This window comes from Vibrio rotiferianus CAIM 577 = LMG 21460 (assembly GCF_002741985.1).
Lineage (GTDB): Bacteria > Pseudomonadota > Gammaproteobacteria > Enterobacterales > Vibrionaceae > Vibrio > Vibrio rotiferianus.
Window position 1 is genome coordinate 16,236 of the sequence record NZ_APHW01000002.1, and the last position, 17,376, is coordinate 33,611.

The 17,376-nt window shown below is 40.7% G+C and carries 16 protein-coding genes; 9 read left to right on the forward strand and 7 right to left on the reverse strand.

Features of this window, described 5'->3' with window-relative positions; all coding sequences use genetic code 11:
* The first annotated feature begins 148 nt into the window (after positions 1 to 148).
* Genes B853_RS00815 through pseI form a run of 4 tightly spaced genes read left to right on the forward strand, consistent with a single transcriptional unit; the run spans position 149 to position 4,104 of the window.
* Entirely contained in the window at positions 149 to 2,338 is a 2,190-nt protein-coding gene (locus tag B853_RS00815) for an HAD-IIIC family phosphatase (RefSeq protein WP_038883466.1), read from the forward strand.
* Between the two features lie 10 nt (positions 2,339 to 2,348).
* Positions 2,349 to 3,053, forward strand: coding sequence for a VOC family protein (locus tag B853_RS00820; protein WP_173399862.1), 705 nt, complete (start codon positions 2,349 to 2,351; stop codon positions 3,051 to 3,053).
* A gap of 8 nt (positions 3,054 to 3,061) precedes the next feature.
* The gene (locus B853_RS26870; RefSeq protein WP_428843293.1) at positions 3,062 to 3,373 is read left to right on the forward strand and encodes an N-acetylneuraminate synthase family protein; all 312 of its coding nucleotides are present in this window, start codon (positions 3,062 to 3,064) and stop codon (positions 3,371 to 3,373) included.
* On the forward strand, positions 3,301 to 4,104 hold the full coding sequence (pseI, locus tag B853_RS00825) for a pseudaminic acid synthase (protein WP_428843294.1): 804 nt from the start codon (positions 3,301 to 3,303) through the stop codon (positions 4,102 to 4,104). Before B853_RS26870 ends, pseI begins: the two co-directional genes overlap by 73 nt.
* Positions 4,105 to 4,138: 34 nt before the next feature.
* On the opposite strand, the gene B853_RS00830 is transcribed toward pseI, so the two are convergent.
* The 7 genes from B853_RS00830 to wecA form a co-directional block, all read right to left on the reverse strand.
* A complete protein-coding gene (locus B853_RS00830; protein WP_038883469.1) occupies positions 4,139 to 5,137 on the reverse strand; it encodes a glycosyltransferase 52 family protein in 999 nt (332 codons plus the stop codon).
* Between the two features lie 44 nt (positions 5,138 to 5,181).
* Entirely contained in the window at positions 5,182 to 5,862 is a 681-nt protein-coding gene (locus tag B853_RS00835) for an acyltransferase (RefSeq protein ID WP_081641155.1), read from the reverse strand.
* Positions 5,863 to 5,864: 2 nt separating this feature from the next.
* Positions 5,865 to 7,142, reverse strand: coding sequence for a lipid IV(A) 3-deoxy-D-manno-octulosonic acid transferase (gene waaA / locus B853_RS00840; RefSeq protein ID WP_038883473.1), 1,278 nt, complete (start codon positions 7,140 to 7,142; stop codon positions 5,865 to 5,867).
* Positions 7,136 to 8,194, reverse strand: a complete 1,059-nt coding sequence (waaF, locus tag B853_RS00845) for a lipopolysaccharide heptosyltransferase II (protein WP_010445158.1) — start codon at positions 8,192 to 8,194, stop codon at positions 7,136 to 7,138. The genes waaA and waaF overlap by 7 nt, the downstream gene beginning before the upstream one ends.
* Positions 8,191 to 9,165 (reverse strand): lipid A biosynthesis (KDO)2-(lauroyl)-lipid IVA acyltransferase, encoded by a 975-nt coding sequence (locus B853_RS00850; protein WP_010445160.1) that lies wholly within the window; start codon positions 9,163 to 9,165, stop codon positions 8,191 to 8,193. The genes waaF and B853_RS00850 overlap by 4 nt, the downstream gene beginning before the upstream one ends.
* A gap of 113 nt (positions 9,166 to 9,278) precedes the next feature.
* The gene (rfaD, locus tag B853_RS00855; protein ID WP_010445162.1) at positions 9,279 to 10,220 is read right to left on the reverse strand and encodes an ADP-glyceromanno-heptose 6-epimerase; all 942 of its coding nucleotides are present in this window, start codon (positions 10,218 to 10,220) and stop codon (positions 9,279 to 9,281) included.
* Between the two features lie 184 nt (positions 10,221 to 10,404).
* A complete protein-coding gene (gene wecA / locus B853_RS00860; protein WP_038883477.1) occupies positions 10,405 to 11,448 on the reverse strand; it encodes a UDP-N-acetylglucosamine--undecaprenyl-phosphate N-acetylglucosaminephosphotransferase in 1,044 nt (347 codons plus the stop codon).
* A gap of 305 nt (positions 11,449 to 11,753) precedes the next feature.
* Here wecA and B853_RS00865 point away from each other — a divergent pair, with 305 nt between their 5' ends.
* The 5 genes from B853_RS00865 to B853_RS00885 all read left to right on the forward strand — a co-directional run bounded on the left by B853_RS00865 (position 11,754) and on the right by B853_RS00885 (position 17,337).
* The gene (locus B853_RS00865; protein WP_029560904.1) at positions 11,754 to 12,107 is read left to right on the forward strand and encodes an EamA family transporter; all 354 of its coding nucleotides are present in this window, start codon (positions 11,754 to 11,756) and stop codon (positions 12,105 to 12,107) included.
* 12 nt (positions 12,108 to 12,119) lie between these two features.
* Entirely contained in the window at positions 12,120 to 13,085 is a 966-nt protein-coding gene (locus B853_RS00870) for a glycosyltransferase family 2 protein (RefSeq protein WP_010445170.1), read from the forward strand.
* 9 nt (positions 13,086 to 13,094) lie between these two features.
* Entirely contained in the window at positions 13,095 to 15,257 is a 2,163-nt protein-coding gene (locus B853_RS00875; protein WP_050568926.1) for a DUF7657 domain-containing protein, read from the forward strand.
* Between the two features lie 203 nt (positions 15,258 to 15,460).
* The gene (locus B853_RS00880; RefSeq protein ID WP_038883480.1) at positions 15,461 to 16,378 is read left to right on the forward strand and encodes a glycosyltransferase family protein; all 918 of its coding nucleotides are present in this window, start codon (positions 15,461 to 15,463) and stop codon (positions 16,376 to 16,378) included.
* On the forward strand, positions 16,372 to 17,337 hold the full coding sequence (locus tag B853_RS00885) for a glycosyltransferase family 2 protein (RefSeq protein WP_050568927.1): 966 nt from the start codon (positions 16,372 to 16,374) through the stop codon (positions 17,335 to 17,337). The genes B853_RS00880 and B853_RS00885 overlap by 7 nt, the downstream gene beginning before the upstream one ends.
* Positions 17,338 to 17,376: the final 39 nt, after the last annotated feature.

A 17,376-nucleotide genomic window follows, 5' to 3' on the forward strand; every position in this document is an offset into this window, starting at 1 on the left:
GACCTAACTTCTAGTGATTATGCCAATGCCTATAAGCTTTTTAGCTCGGAGCCTGCATTACTTCATACTCAATCTAAATTATGCGCTGAGCTTATTGATGGTAAAGGCTGCGAAAGAGTTGTTAAACAGTTAGAAGAGATCTTAAGAAATGACTACATTTAGTATTCGCCTAGCTACCAATGAAGATAAATGGATGGTATTAGATTGGCGCAACCACCCAGACGTTAGGGCGGTGATGCTGACCAATCATGTCATTCAGCGTGAGGAGCACTCAACATGGTGGGATACTACGTTAGCTTCCGAAGATCGATGTTTGCTCATACTAGAACGATTGGGTCAGCCTGTTGGTGTAATTATATTTAATCGAATAGATCAAATAAAGAAAACAGCATGGTGGGCTTTTTATTTAGATAACGCCAGCTTGGAAAAAGATAATAAGATAGAGATATGGTTTGAAGCTGAAAAGTTAGCGCTGGACTACGCTGGCAACACTCTAAATCTGCACGAGATGTATGGAGATGTGGTAGATGAAAACGAAGCTGTTTTTGAGTTGCATAAAAAGTTTGGATTTGAGGAGTGTGAACCACCTGCTGGTCTCGTCGAGACAAACCGTCCAATACGCTACCTAAAATACACGTGGACAAAGAATAAACCAGATTTAAGATCAAGGCTTTATCTCTGTGCTTCGCATAATACGGACTTCTTGACTGATGCATTGTGTCGAAAAAGTGGTCATTATCCTCAGTTTCCTTATCAAATAAAGAAGCTTGAGTTTGGACGTTATCAACTAGACTTATTGGACGAGTCCAATGTGGAGTTGAATCATCAAGACTCTTGTTATGTTTTTTTAGAGCGTATAGAAGATCTTTTTCCTGATATTTATACATTGCCAACGGAGTCCTCTCTTCTAGAGACAGAGAAGCGTATTGCCGAGTATCTCTCTTTTATTCGACAAATTGCAACTCGTGGTAATAACAAAGTATATGTCGCTGATTTCTGCCTTCAAAAGGGTTTTCCTTATTCCTTAGAAGAGCAGTTTACAGGTTCAAAACTCCAGCGTTTAGTTGGGGAATGGAATGATTCTCTTCAAGCACTTAAAGCTGAAAACCTTATTGAAATCGTTCCATATTCTCAGGTCATCCAACGAGTCGGACACTCCTTTTCAAATAAATATTGGTATATGGCACGAGCGCCTTTCTCTATTCAGTGTTTGGAAGCTTACAGTCAGGCTATTTTAGGTAGTGTATTCGCATCACAAGCACTATCAGCTAGAGCTTTGATTCTAGATTTAGATAATACACTTTGGCAGGGAGTTATCGGTGATGATGGGTTGGAAGGTATTGCTTTAGGTGGGGATTACCCAGGTAATATCTATAAGGAGCTCCAATCACTTTTCCTCGCCTTGAAAGAGCGTGGTATCTTACTTACCATTTGTAGTAAGAACACAGAGCAAGTAGCGTTAGATGCCATTGAGTCTCACCCCGAGATGCGCTTAAAGAAAGGTGATTTTGTTGCTCATCGTATTAACTGGGTACCAAAATCTCAGAACATAAAAGAGTTGGCTCAAGAATTAAATCTTGGCGTTCAATCTCTCTGCTTTATTGACGATAATCCAGTTGAACGTGCGGAAGTTCGCCGTAACGTCCCAGGTATTTTTGTTCCTGAATTACCTGAAGACCCAGCAGATTGGTATGACTATATCTGTTACTTACCTGAGCTCTACGTTGCTCAAATCAATGAATCGGATAAGCGTCGGGCAGAGCTTTATAAAAAGCGAGTTGATATTCAGAAAGCTCAGGCTAACTTTGCTGATAGAACTGAGTTTTTAGCAAGCTTGGAAATGGATGTCCGCATTGAGCCATTAAGTGAGTCAAACTTTGATAGAACTTACCAGCTCTTTAGCAAAACGAATCAGTTCAACACGACGACTATACGTTACAGCAAAGAGGAGCTGCAGAGGTGGCTCGGATCGAGTCAGCACCAAGTTTTGCATGTTCAAGTAAAAGATAAGTACTCAAGTGAGTATGAAGGTGTTGCTGCGCTAGTCATCATTTGTGATAACAAAAAATGGGTTATCGATAACTTTGTAATGTCGTGTCGAGTGATGGGTAGAGATATTGAAAATGTGATTCTTGAACAGCTTATCCATCAAGCGAAAGCTATCAACATAAGCTCAGTTATTGGGCGTTACGTTAAGAGTCAAAAAAACATACCAGTGGAACATTTATACTCAAAGAACGACTTTGAAAAGCAGAATGATGGTTGCTGGCTGTTTGATTTGGATAATAAGCCATTACCTGAAAGAACAGAAGTTATGAAGTTACATTGGAATATGTAAGAGTATGAGTATGAATTCAAATACAATGTTTTCCGCTTTAGGTGTCTTGTATGTTGACCATTATACAATCACAACTAGAGACTTAATGGATACACTTAAAGATCTCTTATCGATCCCTAATACAAAGTTACTCCGTGGGCCAGGCGAAGATCCTAATCGCAATGCGCTTTATGCATTCGTTGAGCTTAATGGGATGGGAGTTGTAGAAATCCTATCGCCAACTAATGACAACTCTCCAATTACTGAGCACGCGAGTTCTGGAGGTGGGGCATATAACCTTTGCTATACAGTGCAAGATTTAGATAGCGCAATTAAAATTGCGGAAGAGAGATTTAACGCCGTACTTGTTGAATTACCAAAAGTCGAGGTTGCCTTTGATGGTCGGAGATCAGCATTCTTAAAGCACCCATCACATGGACTTTTCAAGTTGCTGGAAAGTCTCCCTAGTTCAATTGCTTTTGATATTCCTCACCTTCAAAGTGATGAGCAATGCGTGCAAAAAGATAAATTACTGGCAATTTATAATAATGTTGTTGGCGATAGAGAAACAGAGTTCAATAAAGTAAATATGAAAAGCTGCGCTGAGTGGGATTCATTTAAGCATTTACTTCTCATGATGGAAGTTGAAAAACAGTTCGAATTGAAAATACCAGCAGCAGACATGTCCTCTTTAAATTCATTAGAAAAGATAGACGCTTACCTGTCGAAAAAGTAAAGGCAATTATGAAGATAGCAAACCGACAAATTGGTCAAGGACACAAGCCATACATTATCGCAGAAATGTCTGGTAATCATAATGGTGACATCAATCGAGCAATTGCACTGATCAAGGCTGCGAAAGAAGCGGGTGCAGATGCCGTCAAGTTACAAACATACACAGCCGATACGATTACAATTAACCACGATAGTGAAGAGTTTATGATTCGTGGGGGGGGCTTTGGGATGGCGCTAAGCTTTATGATTTGTATGAGCAAGCACATACACCTTGGGAGTGGCACAAGACATTATTTGATGCAGCTGAAGAAGTTGGTATAACAATTTTCAGCTCTCCTTTCGATCATACAGCAGTCGATTTTTTGGAAAGTTTGAATGCACCAGCGTACAAAATTGCCTCATTTGAGTTGATTGATCTTCCTTTAATTAGAAAAGTTGCTTCCACAGGGAAGCCTATGATCATGTCAACTGGAAATGCGAACTTAGGCGAGATAGAAGAAGCTGTAGCAGCGGCGAAAGCGGCAGGAGCACAGGATATCGTCTTGCTACACTGTACCAGTGGTTACCCAACGCCAGCTTCTCAGGCGAACATCTCGACAATGGCAGTAATGCGTGATGGCTTTGGGGTAGAGGTTGGATTGTCAGATCATACGATGGATATCGGCGTGTCTGTAGCAGCGGTAGCATTGGGCGCATGTGTTATTGAAAAGCACTTTACTTTATCGCGCGCAGATGGTGGTGTAGATTCGGCATTTTCTCTTGAAAAAGAGGAGCTTAAATCTTTAGTGGTAAATTGCACCATGGCCTATGAAGCTATTGGTAAGCCAAATTTTGTTAGCACGGAGGCAGAGCTTCAGACTAAATGTCATCGCCGTTCTTTGTATGTAGTAAAAGATATTAAACAAGGTGAGATCTTCACGGAAGAACATGTTCGGTCCATACGTCCTGGTAATGGAATATTACCTAAGTTCTTAGATGAAGTTCTTGGGAGTACAGCAACGGTAGACTTGAAGTTTGGAACACCTTTAAGCTTCTCCCACTACCAAAAGTAACAGAAAGAAAAATCGCCGGTCTGACCGGCGATTTTTATAGTTTTGTCTCAATAACACCTATCTTTTCAAATGCTTTCTTTATTCTCTGTTCTCGATTTTTGATCAAAGTATTTTCTGAAATATGTGGAGAGCTTAAGTTGTAGACAGGCATACCAGTATAGAGGAGTGATGCTGTGTATTGAACTGTTGATAAAACCCCAACCAAACCAGAAAGCATTATCTTCTTATCGATTAGCTCAATCTCAAGCGGAAATTCGCTGTAATGGTAAGTAACGTTTGGAATTTCTAAAATTCTATTTTTAATCTCTTCAGATTCGGTTCTATGAGGGAAGTAAATGATAGGCTTACTATACGTTTCCACAAAGTGCTTTATTTCATTTACATACTCATCAATGGTTTTTCGTCTTTTGTGGCCAATCGCACCCTGACCAATAAAACCAATTGGGGCATTAGGATTGAATAAGTTTGTAATTTTGAATCTATCTTTTAATACAGAAAGTGAATTTTTTATAATGACATGTTCTGGGTTTGGAATGTCAAAGATAGTGAATATTTCCAAGTTACTACTTTGTTCAAGTTTACCTATAGGCTTCAGACCATTTAGACGTATCATGATGTCCTGAATAAACCTAGGTCTAAAATAAGTACTTTTATGGCGAATTTCTTCTTCATACTCGTTAATGGTTAATGTGCCATCATCAAAGTAAACTTCAGTATTTATAATAAGATTTTTTAGGATTAATTTTGTTCTCCATGCATTGTATTCAGCATGAAAGAAATAGTTTATGAACTTATCTTTACAGATTTTTTTTACTTTTTTTATTGCAATCGGTACTTGTTTGCTTCTATTGGTTCTTGGGATTTGGATGATATAATCCCATTCATTTTGGTCTAATAGTTTGCCTTGCTGCGATATCCCAGGTTCAGAATCCTGGTCGACAAGCAGTAATATATTATTCTGGCAAGCGTATTCTCTCCTTGCCTCTAAGGCACAAATATATTGAAATGGTGAAGTTACTAAAAACAAGTTCACTTTAGACTCCTCTGCAACAATCTTTTATTGCGAGCGTATTAATACTAGTCGACAAAATGTTTACCATTCATATCACCAATAACTTTTGCTGGGTTTCCCCCTAGATATGAGGAACCTTGGTACTCTTTTCCTGTCAACACAGCACCCGCAGCCACTATCGTATTAGTGTTTACCCTTGCTCCTTTCAATACTGTGGTTCGCGTTCCAAACCAGGCCTGCTTTGCGATATATATTGGCTTGTCTTTATTCACCTGTAATGAAGTAGAGTTATCAATAATGGGATGAAAGTCGGTATCCATAAACAAGCTCTGCCATGATATCAAGTTGTGCCCTTCAAAATGAATTCTGTCCTTACATATAATCGTGACATCGCCTGTAAAGTTACAATAGCTTCCAAAAAAAAGGTGTCCATCAACATGTAATTTACTGCCAACACCGATTTTGACATTTTTAGAGAAAGAGACTTGACCGCTTTTACTGAGATTCCATATAAATCTAGATCTGGTACTATCGATGGTTTGAATTTTCCCGAAACCTAGTCGAATTCTTGCAAAAGTAGGTTCATTTATAAGTGCCACTTTCCCACTTAATGACTCAAACTTTGTTTTATGACATACGATAATGGGTAGTTTAATAGCTTGGCTAAACGGTAAGTAATAGAAATTAAACAATAAGGTTTTTGGAATAGCTCTAATGTAATAGTACAGTTTGCTAACTAATTTCATTTTTATATATTCTTATAAACAAAGTTGAGTGTCCTTGAAATAGAGCCTTGAAAATCGTTTACAAATTCTTTTAGCTCCTGCTGGTGATTTATAGACATCTCTTTGTTGGTTAGTAGTTCACCAATTGTGTCGGCAATTTCGACATCATTAGATGATATCTTGATTAGCTTTCTTTTAATCAATTCAGGGACAACCTCATTGAAGTTATAGTAACTCGGCCCGTTAACAATAGGAATGCCTAGCGCTGCTGGCTCTAAAACGTTATGACCACCGACTTTCTCTCCAATTAAACTGCCGCCCATAAAGCATGCATCGGAAGCTTGTAGCAAAGTCAGCATTTCACCCATTGTATCAGCTAGGTAGACTTGAGTTTGTGGCGTGATTTGTGTGCATTGAGATCGTCTCTCACTAGTAAATCCAGACTTAGTAATCAAATCACTCACATGTTCAAACCGTTCGGGGTGGCGAGGGACAATGATAAGAAGCGCACTTGGTATATGTTTTAGCAACCTAGAGTGTGCTGAAAGTACGATTTCATCCTCTTTGGGGTGAGTGCTCGCAGCAATCCAAACCGGTCTGTTTTCACCAATTCCAGCTCTCAGATGGTTCCCTTCGGTGATTGCATTTTCAGGAATTTTTAGATCGAATTTAATGGACCCAGTCACGGCTAGTTTATCTTGAGGCACTCCTAGCTCTGCGAAATGAGCTTCATCAGATGCTGATTGGCAAAGAAGTTTATCTAAGCAAGGAATCATAAGATTGAAGAGTGGTTGAACCCTCTTATAGTTACTGCAAGATTTCTTTGATAGACGTGCATTGACAACCGTAATTGGGATTCCTGCCTTATGAACAGTATTAAGCGTATTTGGCCAAAGTTCAGTTTCAATGATTAACATTTGCTTCGGCTGAATCGCTCTTAAAAAACCTTTTATTGCGAAGCTGAAGTCAATTGGCATGTATCTGTGCTCAACCAAGCTGCCCAGCTTAGAAATCTGTGCCGCACCTGTACTCGTTGTCGTAGTTACAACAACGAGCTGTTCTGGATCTTTCTCTTTGATTGCTTTAATCAAAGGCGTTGCTGCTATGCTCTCACCCACTGACACCGCATGAATCCAGATAGGTTTTCCCTCTCGTTTTTGGGTTATTCGAGGAGTGAAACCAAAATGTTCTTTCCAACGAGAACCAAATGGGGGTTTATTGTTTTTTTTCTTGTAAAGCCCCATTAGTAAAAAAGGGGATACGATGAAAAGTAGTGCAGTATAGAAGGCTCGTATTAGCATGGTTCTACCGTTATCGCTTCTAACTTTTTGATACTGTTTAGGACCTGTTCAGGGCTTAGGTCGCTTAAGCACTTGAGGTGTTTAAACTGACATTCACGTTTAAAACAAGGTCGGCACTCAATGTCCGTGTGCACAATTTCGACTTTTTCCGCGAGGGGAGGCGTGTATTTAGGTGAGGTTGAACCATACACTGCTACCACATTACAGCCGACAGACGCTGCTACGTGCATTAAGCCAGAATCATTGCTTACAACTGTTTGGCAGGCTGATAGTAAATCAACAGCTTCAATTAAACTGGTGGCTCCAGCAAGAATATGAATGTTGTCCTTATACTTATCACTTACGTTAGATTTTATGTTCTCACAAGTTAACAAATCTTTTTTAGAACCAAACAGCCAGACATGTTGGCCTTCGCTTGCTTTTGCCTCAGCGACTTTAGCGTAGTGTGTTTCTGGCCACTTTTTGGCTGGCCCAAACTCAGCCCCAGGGCACAGACCTAGAACCGGAGTGTTTTGAGATAGTCCAAACTTTGCGATGGTATCTTGTAGTTGCGTTTCATCAACAGACAATTTAGGTCGAGGAAGGTTTTCAATCCCAGGAAGAGACGATGAGTCTTTCATTTCCGCCAGAGGGTAGGCTAGTGCAACATAACGTTCCACCATGAACTGGAATGACTTTTTATTCGGTCGAAGGTCATTGAGTAGGCCATAACGCATCTCTCCTCGCCACCCAGTTCTTGTTGGGATATTCGCGAACCAAGGTATTAGCGCAGACTTAGCTGAATTTGGTAGGACAAAAGCGTGGTCGTAACTGTTGGAACGTAGAGTTTTACCTAGCTCTCGACGCCCCCAGAAATTGAATTCACCATGACCAAGAGGCATTTCGATAGCTTGGTGAACTTCAGGCATCCTTTCTAGAATGGGCTTACACCAGCCAGGGGCCATCACATCGATAAGTACATCTGGGTGTGCTTGTTTGAGAGTGATATATAACGCCTGAGACATTACCATATCGCCAACCCATGACGGACCGATAACTAAAACCTTTTTCATTTTACGATCTTCTTCTTGAACTTTTCATGTTGGTAAGGGTTGCTTTCGGTTGGGTCTGGCCTATTTCTGAGTAATTGGAATATCCACATGTACTGAGTTGGGTCTTGAACCACTTCGTCTTCGATAAATGCGTTCATACGCCTAGCATCAACCAGTTCATCCCCTGATGGGAAGTCATACCAAGGTTCTTTTATCGATATTTCATATTGACCAGTGTTGATGTTAAATCGAGAAAATGTCGGAATAACAACTGCTTTGCTGAGTTTAGCTAATTTTCCCATGCCTGGTAAGGTCGCTTTTGGCACCCCAAAAAAGTCCACGAATACACTTAGCTCTCTACCGTGATCTTGGTCGGGTAGGTAATAGCCGAGAAAGCCTTCGCGAATAGACTTAAGAAATGGTTTTACGCCTAAGTCACGCTCATGAATACGCCCACCAAACTGGACTCGTTGGCGGTACATCAACCAATCGCCGATAGGGTTTTTCTGTTTCTTTGCCATCGCCGCGACAGGCATACCTTTAGATGCAAGAAAAACTGGCAAGATATCAATAGGCCATGAGTGAGGAGCAAGAAGTAAAATGTTGTACCCTTTCGCTTGTGCTTCTTCTAGATGCTCTAACCCATGAACCACCGTATTTTTTTCTAGGTATCTCTTTCCGAGTAAAGTGACTAGTGGAAAGTTAAGCAAGAAGGTGCCCGCGACGGTAAGTGTTTTTCGCAGTAGCTCTTCTTTTTCTTCATCACTTTTATCTGGAAAACATAAAGATAAGTTAACCCACACATTTAAAATTGTACTCTTACGTTTGTTTGCCAGTTTGTTGGCAATGAATCGAGCAATAGCGCGGTGAACTTTTAAAGGAAGCAAGCTAATTGGCAAAATAAAAAGTATGGCTAGCCAAAGCCCCCAATGTTTAGGGTGCAAAAAGGCCCATTGGAATTTTGGCTCATACTCATTAGAAGTAGTATTCATTTTAGTATTCATAACAAACGTTATTTATAAGGACAGAAGCTATTTGAATGACAACTGAGAGACATTATGAATTAAGCCTCAACTTTGGAAAATTGAGGCTTACTAAGTATCTATTACTTATTAATGATCGCCATATATTCAGCGACACCTTCGGCAACTGATTTGAACTCAACATCACAGCCAGCCGCTCGAAGCTTAGTTAAATCAGCTTGAGTGAATTCTTGGTATGCGCCCTTTAGATGCTCTGGGAATGGGATGGCTTGAATTTCCCCTTGCTTATGATGAGTAATTACTGCTTTCGCAACCTCTTCAAATGACTCTGCACGTCCTGTACCGCAGTTGTAAATGCCAGATACACCATTTTCAAGGAACCATAAATTTACTTTACAAACATCACCGACGTAGATGAAATCACGTTTAAAATGCTCACTACCTTCGAATAGCTTAGGGTTTTCACCTGCGTTAATCTGGTTGTTTAGGTGGAAAGCAACCGAGGCCATGCTACCTTTATGATCTTCACGAGGGCCGTAAACGTTGAAATAACGAAAACCGGTAATCTGAGAAAGCTTTTCGCCGTGTTCTTCAGCATCGAGCCATAAACGACGTACGTAGTTATCAAATTGCTGCTTAGAGTAACCGTACACATTTAGCGCACCTTCATACTCAGCTTCTTCAATGAAAGTATCTGTTTCGCCATAAGTGGCAGCAGAGGAAGCGTATAAGAATGGGATTTCTCTATCCAAACAGTAATGAAGTAGCTCTTTAGAGTACTCATAATTGTTTAGCATCATGTACTTACCATCCCATTCGGTAGTGGCAGAACATGCGCCTTCGTGGAATACAGCCTCAATAGGGCCAAAATCATCGCCAGCCATAACTTGAGTCAAGAAGTCATCACGATCCATGTAATCAGTGATATCTAAGTCAACTAAGTTTTTGAACTTTTTGCCGTTTTTTAAGTTGTCAACAACCAAAATATCATTGATGCCAGCTTCATTTAGTGCTTTAACAATGTTGCTGCCAATCATGCCAGCACCACCAGTTACGATGATCATAAAACATCCACCATAAATAACGAATAATACTTGATGATAACAGAGAATATCTGGAGTAGCGAGAATACGAAATTCAACAAAAGAGCAGTATTTACCTCAGTGCTTCTGTCTAGCTATTAACCGATAGGCTTACCTATCAAGTGGCATGAATGCATAGATAAGTCATTGAACTTAATGCAGACGACTAGTTTTTCTGCCTGGCAAGAGTGAATGTCTTTCGTGAGTAAGAAAGGATTTTTGCGTAAGCTAAAAATGCAAAAACAAAGAGGTAGAACATCACGTAATCCTCTATGCGATAAATTTCACCTAAAATTCCAATTCCTGCCAAGCCAGTTGCGAGCGTACATATGATTGCTAATGTTTGACGAGAGCTGAAACCAATTCGCTGCAAAATGTGGTGAATATGTTCACGGTCTGGTCGGAATGGTGAATCTCCACGTTTGGCTCTGCGTACAACCACGGTAACCATATCCATCAATGGCACTGCAATTAACCACAAGGCCGTAACAGGGCGGATAGATGTTGTACTTGGTGTTTGGCTTGCACTTAGAAGCAGCCATATGACTGTAAAGCCGATCAGCATACTACCCGCGTCGCCCATGAAAATTTTCCAGCGTTTCCCTAATAGGCCAAGGTTCATAATGGTATAAGGCAGCATTGCGGTGACAATTAACAAGCAAAGGAAGCTCAGCCCTTTATGTGCATCTGAGCCCAAGAGGTAAGCAAGAGATAGGAAAGTTACGATAGATAACCCACCGAGTAGTCCATCAATACCATCGATCATGTTGAATGCATTGATGGCTGCAATTACGGCCAGTACGGTCAGTATTGGACTGATAAAACCGAGTTCTATGGAGCCTAAACCGAGAATGTTGCCGAGTGAATGTAACTCAATACCAGCGATGTTTATCATTGCGATAGAGACAAGAGCTTGAATCACAAGGCGCAGCTTAAAGCTAACATCAAACTTATCGTCAAATGCGCCAATAACAGCCAGAATGCTGATACAAATAACGAACATATTGCTTTGCGGAACATCATGAGTTCTGAAGACAAGGTATTGTGCAAGCACAATACAAATAGACAAGCCACCTACTAATGGGAATGTCCCCTCATGAAGCTTTCGTTCATTAGGGCGATCTGCTAAGCCAATTGTTTTGGCAATTTTTCTCATAATCAGCTGAACAGCAAAAGAAAAGAGAAAAAGATAAAAGAGTTCTTCAAGCATAAAAATCGATAACCTAGCAGTCTTGGCGTCACGCGTCGCGAGACAATTTTAACGCAAAACTGTCCTCAGGTAAAAGTTACCCATGCATTAGATTTGTATCAATTATGTACTTATTATTCGTTATCATCTAGGTCGATATAAAATCTTCTGAAGATAAGTATTATTAATAAACTTCTTGTTTAGGTCATAGTGCTCAGAAATCGGTAATCGTACTTTCTCAAAGACGAAGTTTTACTTGTTGATGATGAAACTGTTCTGCGTGTTGTGTTAAATTAGCGCATAAATTGACTACTAACCGACACAAAATGACACTCTTTAACATCGCGATCATCTTGGTGTGCGTCCTAGGCATTTCGATAGGACAGATCTTATTCAAACTTGCCTCACCATATTTTCCTACAGCAATATCAATGGCCTCATTAACAGGTTTTGTTTTTAACAAGTACCTATTTTCTGCCTTGATCATATATGGATTGGCAACTGTTTTATGGGTTTATGCACTACGCTTAGTTCCTCTTTCTGTTGCTTATCCATTTATGGCATTGGCTTTTGTCATTGTTCCACTATTAGGGATGCTGTTTTTAAATGAGCCTTTTCAATGGCGTACATTGCTTGGTACTGGCTTAATCATCTCAGGCCTATTGGTTATTGTTCGTTAAGGGGTTATATAAATGAAAGTCGCTGTTGCCATCCCATGCTACAAAGTTAAATCTCACATTCTTTCAGTGATCGAAGGTATTGGTGCTGAGGTTGATACAATTTACGTAGTGGATGATTGTTGCCCTGAGCAGTCAGGAAACTTTGTGATTGAAAACAACCAAGATGAGCGAGTTAAAGTACTTTGGCATTCTGAGAACCAAGGTGTCGGCGGTGCTATTGTCACAGCTTACCAACAGGCATTAGAAGATGACATGGATATTGTCGTGAAGGTAGATGGTGATGGACAGATGGACCCATCTTTGCTGCCTCACTTCATTGAACCTATCATTCAAGGCCGTGCTGATTACACGAAAGGCTCTCGATTCTTTACTCTTGAATCTCTTACGTCTATGCCATTTGTTCGTAAATTTGGTAACGCTGCACTCTCCTTTATCAATAAAGTCTCTAGTGGTTACTGGAACGTCATGGACCCAACAAATGGATATACCGCTATCCACGCCCAAGCATTGCGCTTAATGCCTTTAGAGAAGCTAAGTCGTCGCTACTTCTTCGAGAGTGATATGTTATTCCGTTTAGGGACGTTACGTGCAGTTGTACAAGATATTCCGATGGACGCGATTTATGGCGATGAGGTGAGTAACCTGTCAGTCAAAAAAGTACTTGTAGATTTCCCGCCACTTTATTTAAAAGCATTCTTCAAACGCGTGTTTTACAACTACTTCTTGCGTGACTTTAATGGCGCAAGCATGGAGTTAGTACTTGCTTTAGTGCTAATGATATTTGGAACGTTCTGGGGTGGAAGCCACTGGATTGGTTCAATTGTTAGTGGAGAAGAAGCAAGCACAGGTACTGTAATGCTAGCAGTATTGCCTATTATCATGGGATTCCAGCTCCTTCTGAGCGCAATTGATCACGACATGACACATGTCCCAAGCAAGCCATTGCAACGCTGGTTTTCTGGTGCAAAGAAAAAGTAAGGGCGCTGAGTGAGATTGATTAGGCAACTAGAACTGGACAAGTTCGATTGGTTTTGTTTGTTGTTATTGATACCAATAACAATTTTTGCCATAACACCTTCATCGTACGGTATTGTTCTAAATATGTTTGGATACAATGGTGAAGGCTTGCTTTGGGGAAACCCGCGCCCAATACGCTCTGATGAATGGTCAGTCTGGACACCCTATATGCAGATGGCAGTCCTAAATGATTTTGGCCGTTTTAATGAGCTATCTACATACCATCAAGACTTACGTGGCTTCAATGCTCTTCCCTTATGGGATTGGGCGTTAGTTTTTAAGCCACTAATGTGGCCATTTTGGATCTTTGAACCAGCTCGCGCTTTTGCATTGCACCACGGCTTAGTCATCGTTGCTTTCTTGATTGGCTGGAAAAGACTCATCATCAGGTGTATTCAAGACTTATTGTCAGATACTAAACAGCAGAAAATTATAGCTGCGCTTTTCTCCATTTTATTGTTCTTTACAGGTTTCGTTCAGTTTTGGTGGACAACGTTAGGTCCGGTTTTGGCATTTAGTCCATGGCTATTATTGCTCATATTGAAGTGGCAACATAACGTAAAACACTACATTGTACTGGGTTATGTTGCGACAGTATGGTTGCTATCTCATACTTACCCGCCAATTATTGTCTCTATCGCCTATTTTGGGCTCCTTTTACTTTGTGTTCATAAGTCTGATTGGTGGCGCTCTGCTCCAATGCAGTTGATTTCTACTGCTCTAGTCTGCTTGGCAGCAGTAGTGGTAGCCTTGGTATACTACAAAGATGTTATCCCAGTCATGATGGATACAGTGTACCCAGGACAGCGCGTTTCAAAAGGTGGAGAGAGTAACTGGTTTATGTGGCTTTCCACATTACTGCCATATATGACGCACTCAAACTTTCGAAACCTGATCGGGATGAACATCTGTGAAGTTGGGGCTATTGCAAGTTTGTTGCCTATGGCCGCAGTAAGCTTTATTAAGCCCGATTTATCCAATGCCACGACAAAAAGAGCGGTAATCGGCAGTGTTGTGTTATTAGTAATATGCGCGGTTTGGATGTTATTACCCGTTCCTTCAATTCTCGCAAAAGTCACCTTGCTTTACCAAATCCCAGGCAACAGAATGCTCTTCTTAAGTGGCTTGGTATTCAACTATTTAGCTCTGATTGTTATCGTCACTGGCGATCTTAGAATAAGCTGGAAACGAGGAATGCTATTTTTACTATTTCTAGTCGGCGCTATTGCAATCCCAAGTTTGCTTTCGTTGATAGATTTTGGCAAAAAATCGCTATTCGAACTTTCTTCTTTAGTTGCCCTTGCTGTTCTGTTTTGTATCAGTAGGAAAAGTGAGTCAAAACGCAATATTAAAGCCGCAGTCGTTCTTATAGCTGTTATTCCGAATGTTCTTTCATATGCCTGGTTTAACCCGGCGCAGTCAGCATTCCCGATATTCGATCTGCACTCCCGTAAAGAGGTTTCAGCCCTGCAAGCCACTGCCCTAGAAGATGAGCCTCATTGGGTGGTTTCGCGAGATTATCGCGGCGCAATATTATCAGGAATGGGGCTTAACTCATTTGTATCTGTTCTTATTCAGCCTCAGTTGAAGTTGTTTCGAAAAATGTACCCTGATATGAGTGAAGCTGATTTTAATCATGTCTTTAATCGTTATGGCCATGTTTCTTTGAGTATTGACAGTAGTACTCCAAGCTCGCCGTTCTTAGATGTTATATCTATACCTTTGGCGGATTTATTGCCAAATAAGCACTTTATATCTGCGCACTATGAAGTTTGGGATGAAGTGCAAAGAACTCAAACTGTTCAATCGGGTGGGTATGTCGATTCGATAGTTGAGAACGCTAATAATATCGTTATTCGTGGATGGGTAATGGCACAACCCGTGGAGATATTAGGTAATGTAGACTTGCAAGATATTGCTATTGTTGCCAACCAGCCTCGCTCGGATGTTGCACTAGCACTAAATGACACTAGATTGCAGTCCTCTGGATTTGAAATGGTTGTGCACCGCAGTTCACAATTGGATCAACTTATTAAGCAAGAGGGGCTCTGTCTTCTTAGTCATGATGCTCAATACGGTTTGCGTGAACTGAGTTTACCACCAAGCTTGTCAAAATATATGTGTAAAAAATAACCTTACACTCTCATGACAAGCAAGACGTTGAAGAGACATTTTGTAAGCGGTATGATAGTGCCGCTTTCTTTTTGCAATATAATTAATGTGAGCAAATCATCACAATTCTCATAAAGATCGAACGATAACTAATCATATAAGAAAGCCGTACTAGAATTTAGCTTTATCCACCACGTCAACACAGTTAGCTATAAGAGCAAATAATGCGCATAATCATCTCAACAATTTCACACAATCATTATGAAATGATCGCGAAATTAAATTCACTTGCACAGCTGGCAGAAAATGAAGATGTAACCGTTATTTGTCGAGATAATACTGGTGATGCAAGGCTTCGAGAGTATTGCTCAGCACATGAAATTATCTATATTGAGAATCGTTATTCGTGTGGTTATGCCGTAAATAATAATTTGAACTTTGTTTACTATCGAGAGCACTTAGAACCACAAGATGATGATTACTTTGTGCTATTCAATCCAGACGTTGAGCTAACACCAACAACGATTCAAGAGCTTCGTAAGTCACTGACTGATAAGCCTCAAGGTATCTTGGCTGGTAATCTATTCCTCGATGAAGATTTTACTACAACCGATGACAACATCAGGCGTTATCCGCGTTTATATCAGTTTGCAAAAACCTACCTTTTAGGCAACCGATCGACGATGATCGACCGAAAACAAGGCTTACCTGAAGATGGACGTTACTGGGCAAGTGGTGCTTTCATTGCTATCAATGCCCCTCTATATAAGAAGCTTGGTGGTTTGGATGAGCGTTACTACATGTACTGCGAGGATATCGATTTTTGCTACCGCGCATCAAAGGCTGGCATTCCAGTAGAGTTAGTGGAAGATGTAAAGGCGATTCACTGGCGTCAACGTGACAGCAAAAAAATGTTCAGTAAGTTCTTTGTATGGCATGTTAGCAGTGTATTTCGTTACTGTTTTAGTCGAAAGAAAGTCGCAGCAAAGCGCTCTCATCTTTACCTTCCGACCTCAACCAGTTCAGCTCAGCCAGTTGTCGCAAAACCACGTGTTGTTGTAAAACCAATTAATGCGGTGGAGTCGATCGAAATAAGTCGATCTCGCGCTGTAGATGAACTGTTGGAACGTGAGGCGTGTTAAACGTTTTGCAAGTTCAGCCTTGTATTGACATTGTTTTAGCGACATACAATGGTGCTGTTTATCTAAAAGAGCAAATTGAATCTATCCAAAATAACCAAGCTTATTCAAGCTTGGTTAAGTCTTTCATTATCATTGATGACGGCTCTTCAGATGCGACTGAAGAGATTGTTGCCGATTACGCTAGTTCTGACTCTTTAATCAAGTGGGTGCCATCCAGCGGCAAAAGCTTGGGACCTAGCGGCAATTTTTGTCGCGGAATCGAGTTAACGTCTGCCCCTTTAGTCATGTTGTGCGATCAAGATGATGTTTGGTTTGAAGATAAAATTGTTACCAGCTATGAAAGCATAAAGCCTTACATTGGTTCAGCTATTCCTGCGCTGGCGTACAGTGAAATGCATATTGTCGATAACCGTTGCCAGTTAATTGCAGACTCCTACTTTAAGTTCAAGAGCATCCCATATTCATGGCCATCAGATTGGGGCAACTTGCTACAGCAAAATACGGTATCTGGTTGCACCAGTATTTTTAATCGAGCTTTGATCGACAAATCATTGCCTATCCCATCAGATGCCTACATGCATGATTGGTGGTTGGCTCTTGTGGCAAAGCAATTTGGAGTGTTGATTTTTATCGAAAAGCCCCTTATTGCCTACCGTCAGCATCAATTCAACACTATTGGAGCTAAAAAACGCTCGCTACGCGGGATAGGGAAGCAGTTCCAACGCTTTGAGCAAAGTGTGCATGATGTGGTCAAGCAGGCGGCAGCCTTTCTCCGCATATATGGCAAAGAGATGGATGAGCTAGAGGCAAAGAAAGAACTTGAACAATTGAGGGTAATTTCCGAGCTTCCTCGCTCCAGCCTAATGAAAAAAATATCGCTATATCAGAATGGTATGTTAGGTCGTAGCCATGCTTTAGGCACGGTACTTCTCATGATAGTGGTTCTCTTGAAACTATAATTGGATATTTTGGCATCGATATTGCTTATTGGTTGTAGC

What these genes read in the sequence shown, in the direction of transcription:
- waaF (WP_010445158.1), bottom strand. Translation starts at nt 8,194, where the DNA reads ATGAAAAAGGTTTTAGTTATCGGTCCGTCATGGGTTGGCGATATGGTA.
- wecA (WP_038883477.1), bottom strand. Translation starts at nt 11,448, where the DNA reads ATGCTTGAAGAACTCTTTTATCTTTTTCTCTTTTCTTTTGCTGTTCAG.
- B853_RS00870 (WP_010445170.1), top strand. Translation starts at nt 12,120, where the DNA reads ATGAAAGTCGCTGTTGCCATCCCATGCTACAAAGTTAAATCTCACATT.
- B853_RS00815 (WP_038883466.1), top strand. Translation starts at nt 149, where the DNA reads ATGACTACATTTAGTATTCGCCTAGCTACCAATGAAGATAAATGGATG.
- B853_RS00820 (WP_173399862.1), top strand. Translation starts at nt 2,349, where the DNA reads ATGAATTCAAATACAATGTTTTCCGCTTTAGGTGTCTTGTATGTTGAC.
- rfaD (WP_010445162.1), bottom strand. Translation starts at nt 10,220, where the DNA reads ATGATCATCGTAACTGGTGGTGCTGGCATGATTGGCAGCAACATTGTT.
- B853_RS26870 (WP_428843293.1), top strand. Translation starts at nt 3,062, where the DNA reads ATGAAGATAGCAAACCGACAAATTGGTCAAGGACACAAGCCATACATT.
- waaA (WP_038883473.1), bottom strand. Translation starts at nt 7,142, where the DNA reads ATGCTAATACGAGCCTTCTATACTGCACTACTTTTCATCGTATCCCCT.
- B853_RS00850 (WP_010445160.1), bottom strand. Translation starts at nt 9,165, where the DNA reads ATGAATACTACTTCTAATGAGTATGAGCCAAAATTCCAATGGGCCTTT.
- B853_RS00880 (WP_038883480.1), top strand. Translation starts at nt 15,461, where the DNA reads ATGCGCATAATCATCTCAACAATTTCACACAATCATTATGAAATGATC.
- B853_RS00865 (WP_029560904.1), top strand. Translation starts at nt 11,754, where the DNA reads ATGACACTCTTTAACATCGCGATCATCTTGGTGTGCGTCCTAGGCATT.
- B853_RS00835 (WP_081641155.1), bottom strand. Translation starts at nt 5,862, where the DNA reads ATGAAATTAGTTAGCAAACTGTACTATTACATTAGAGCTATTCCAAAA.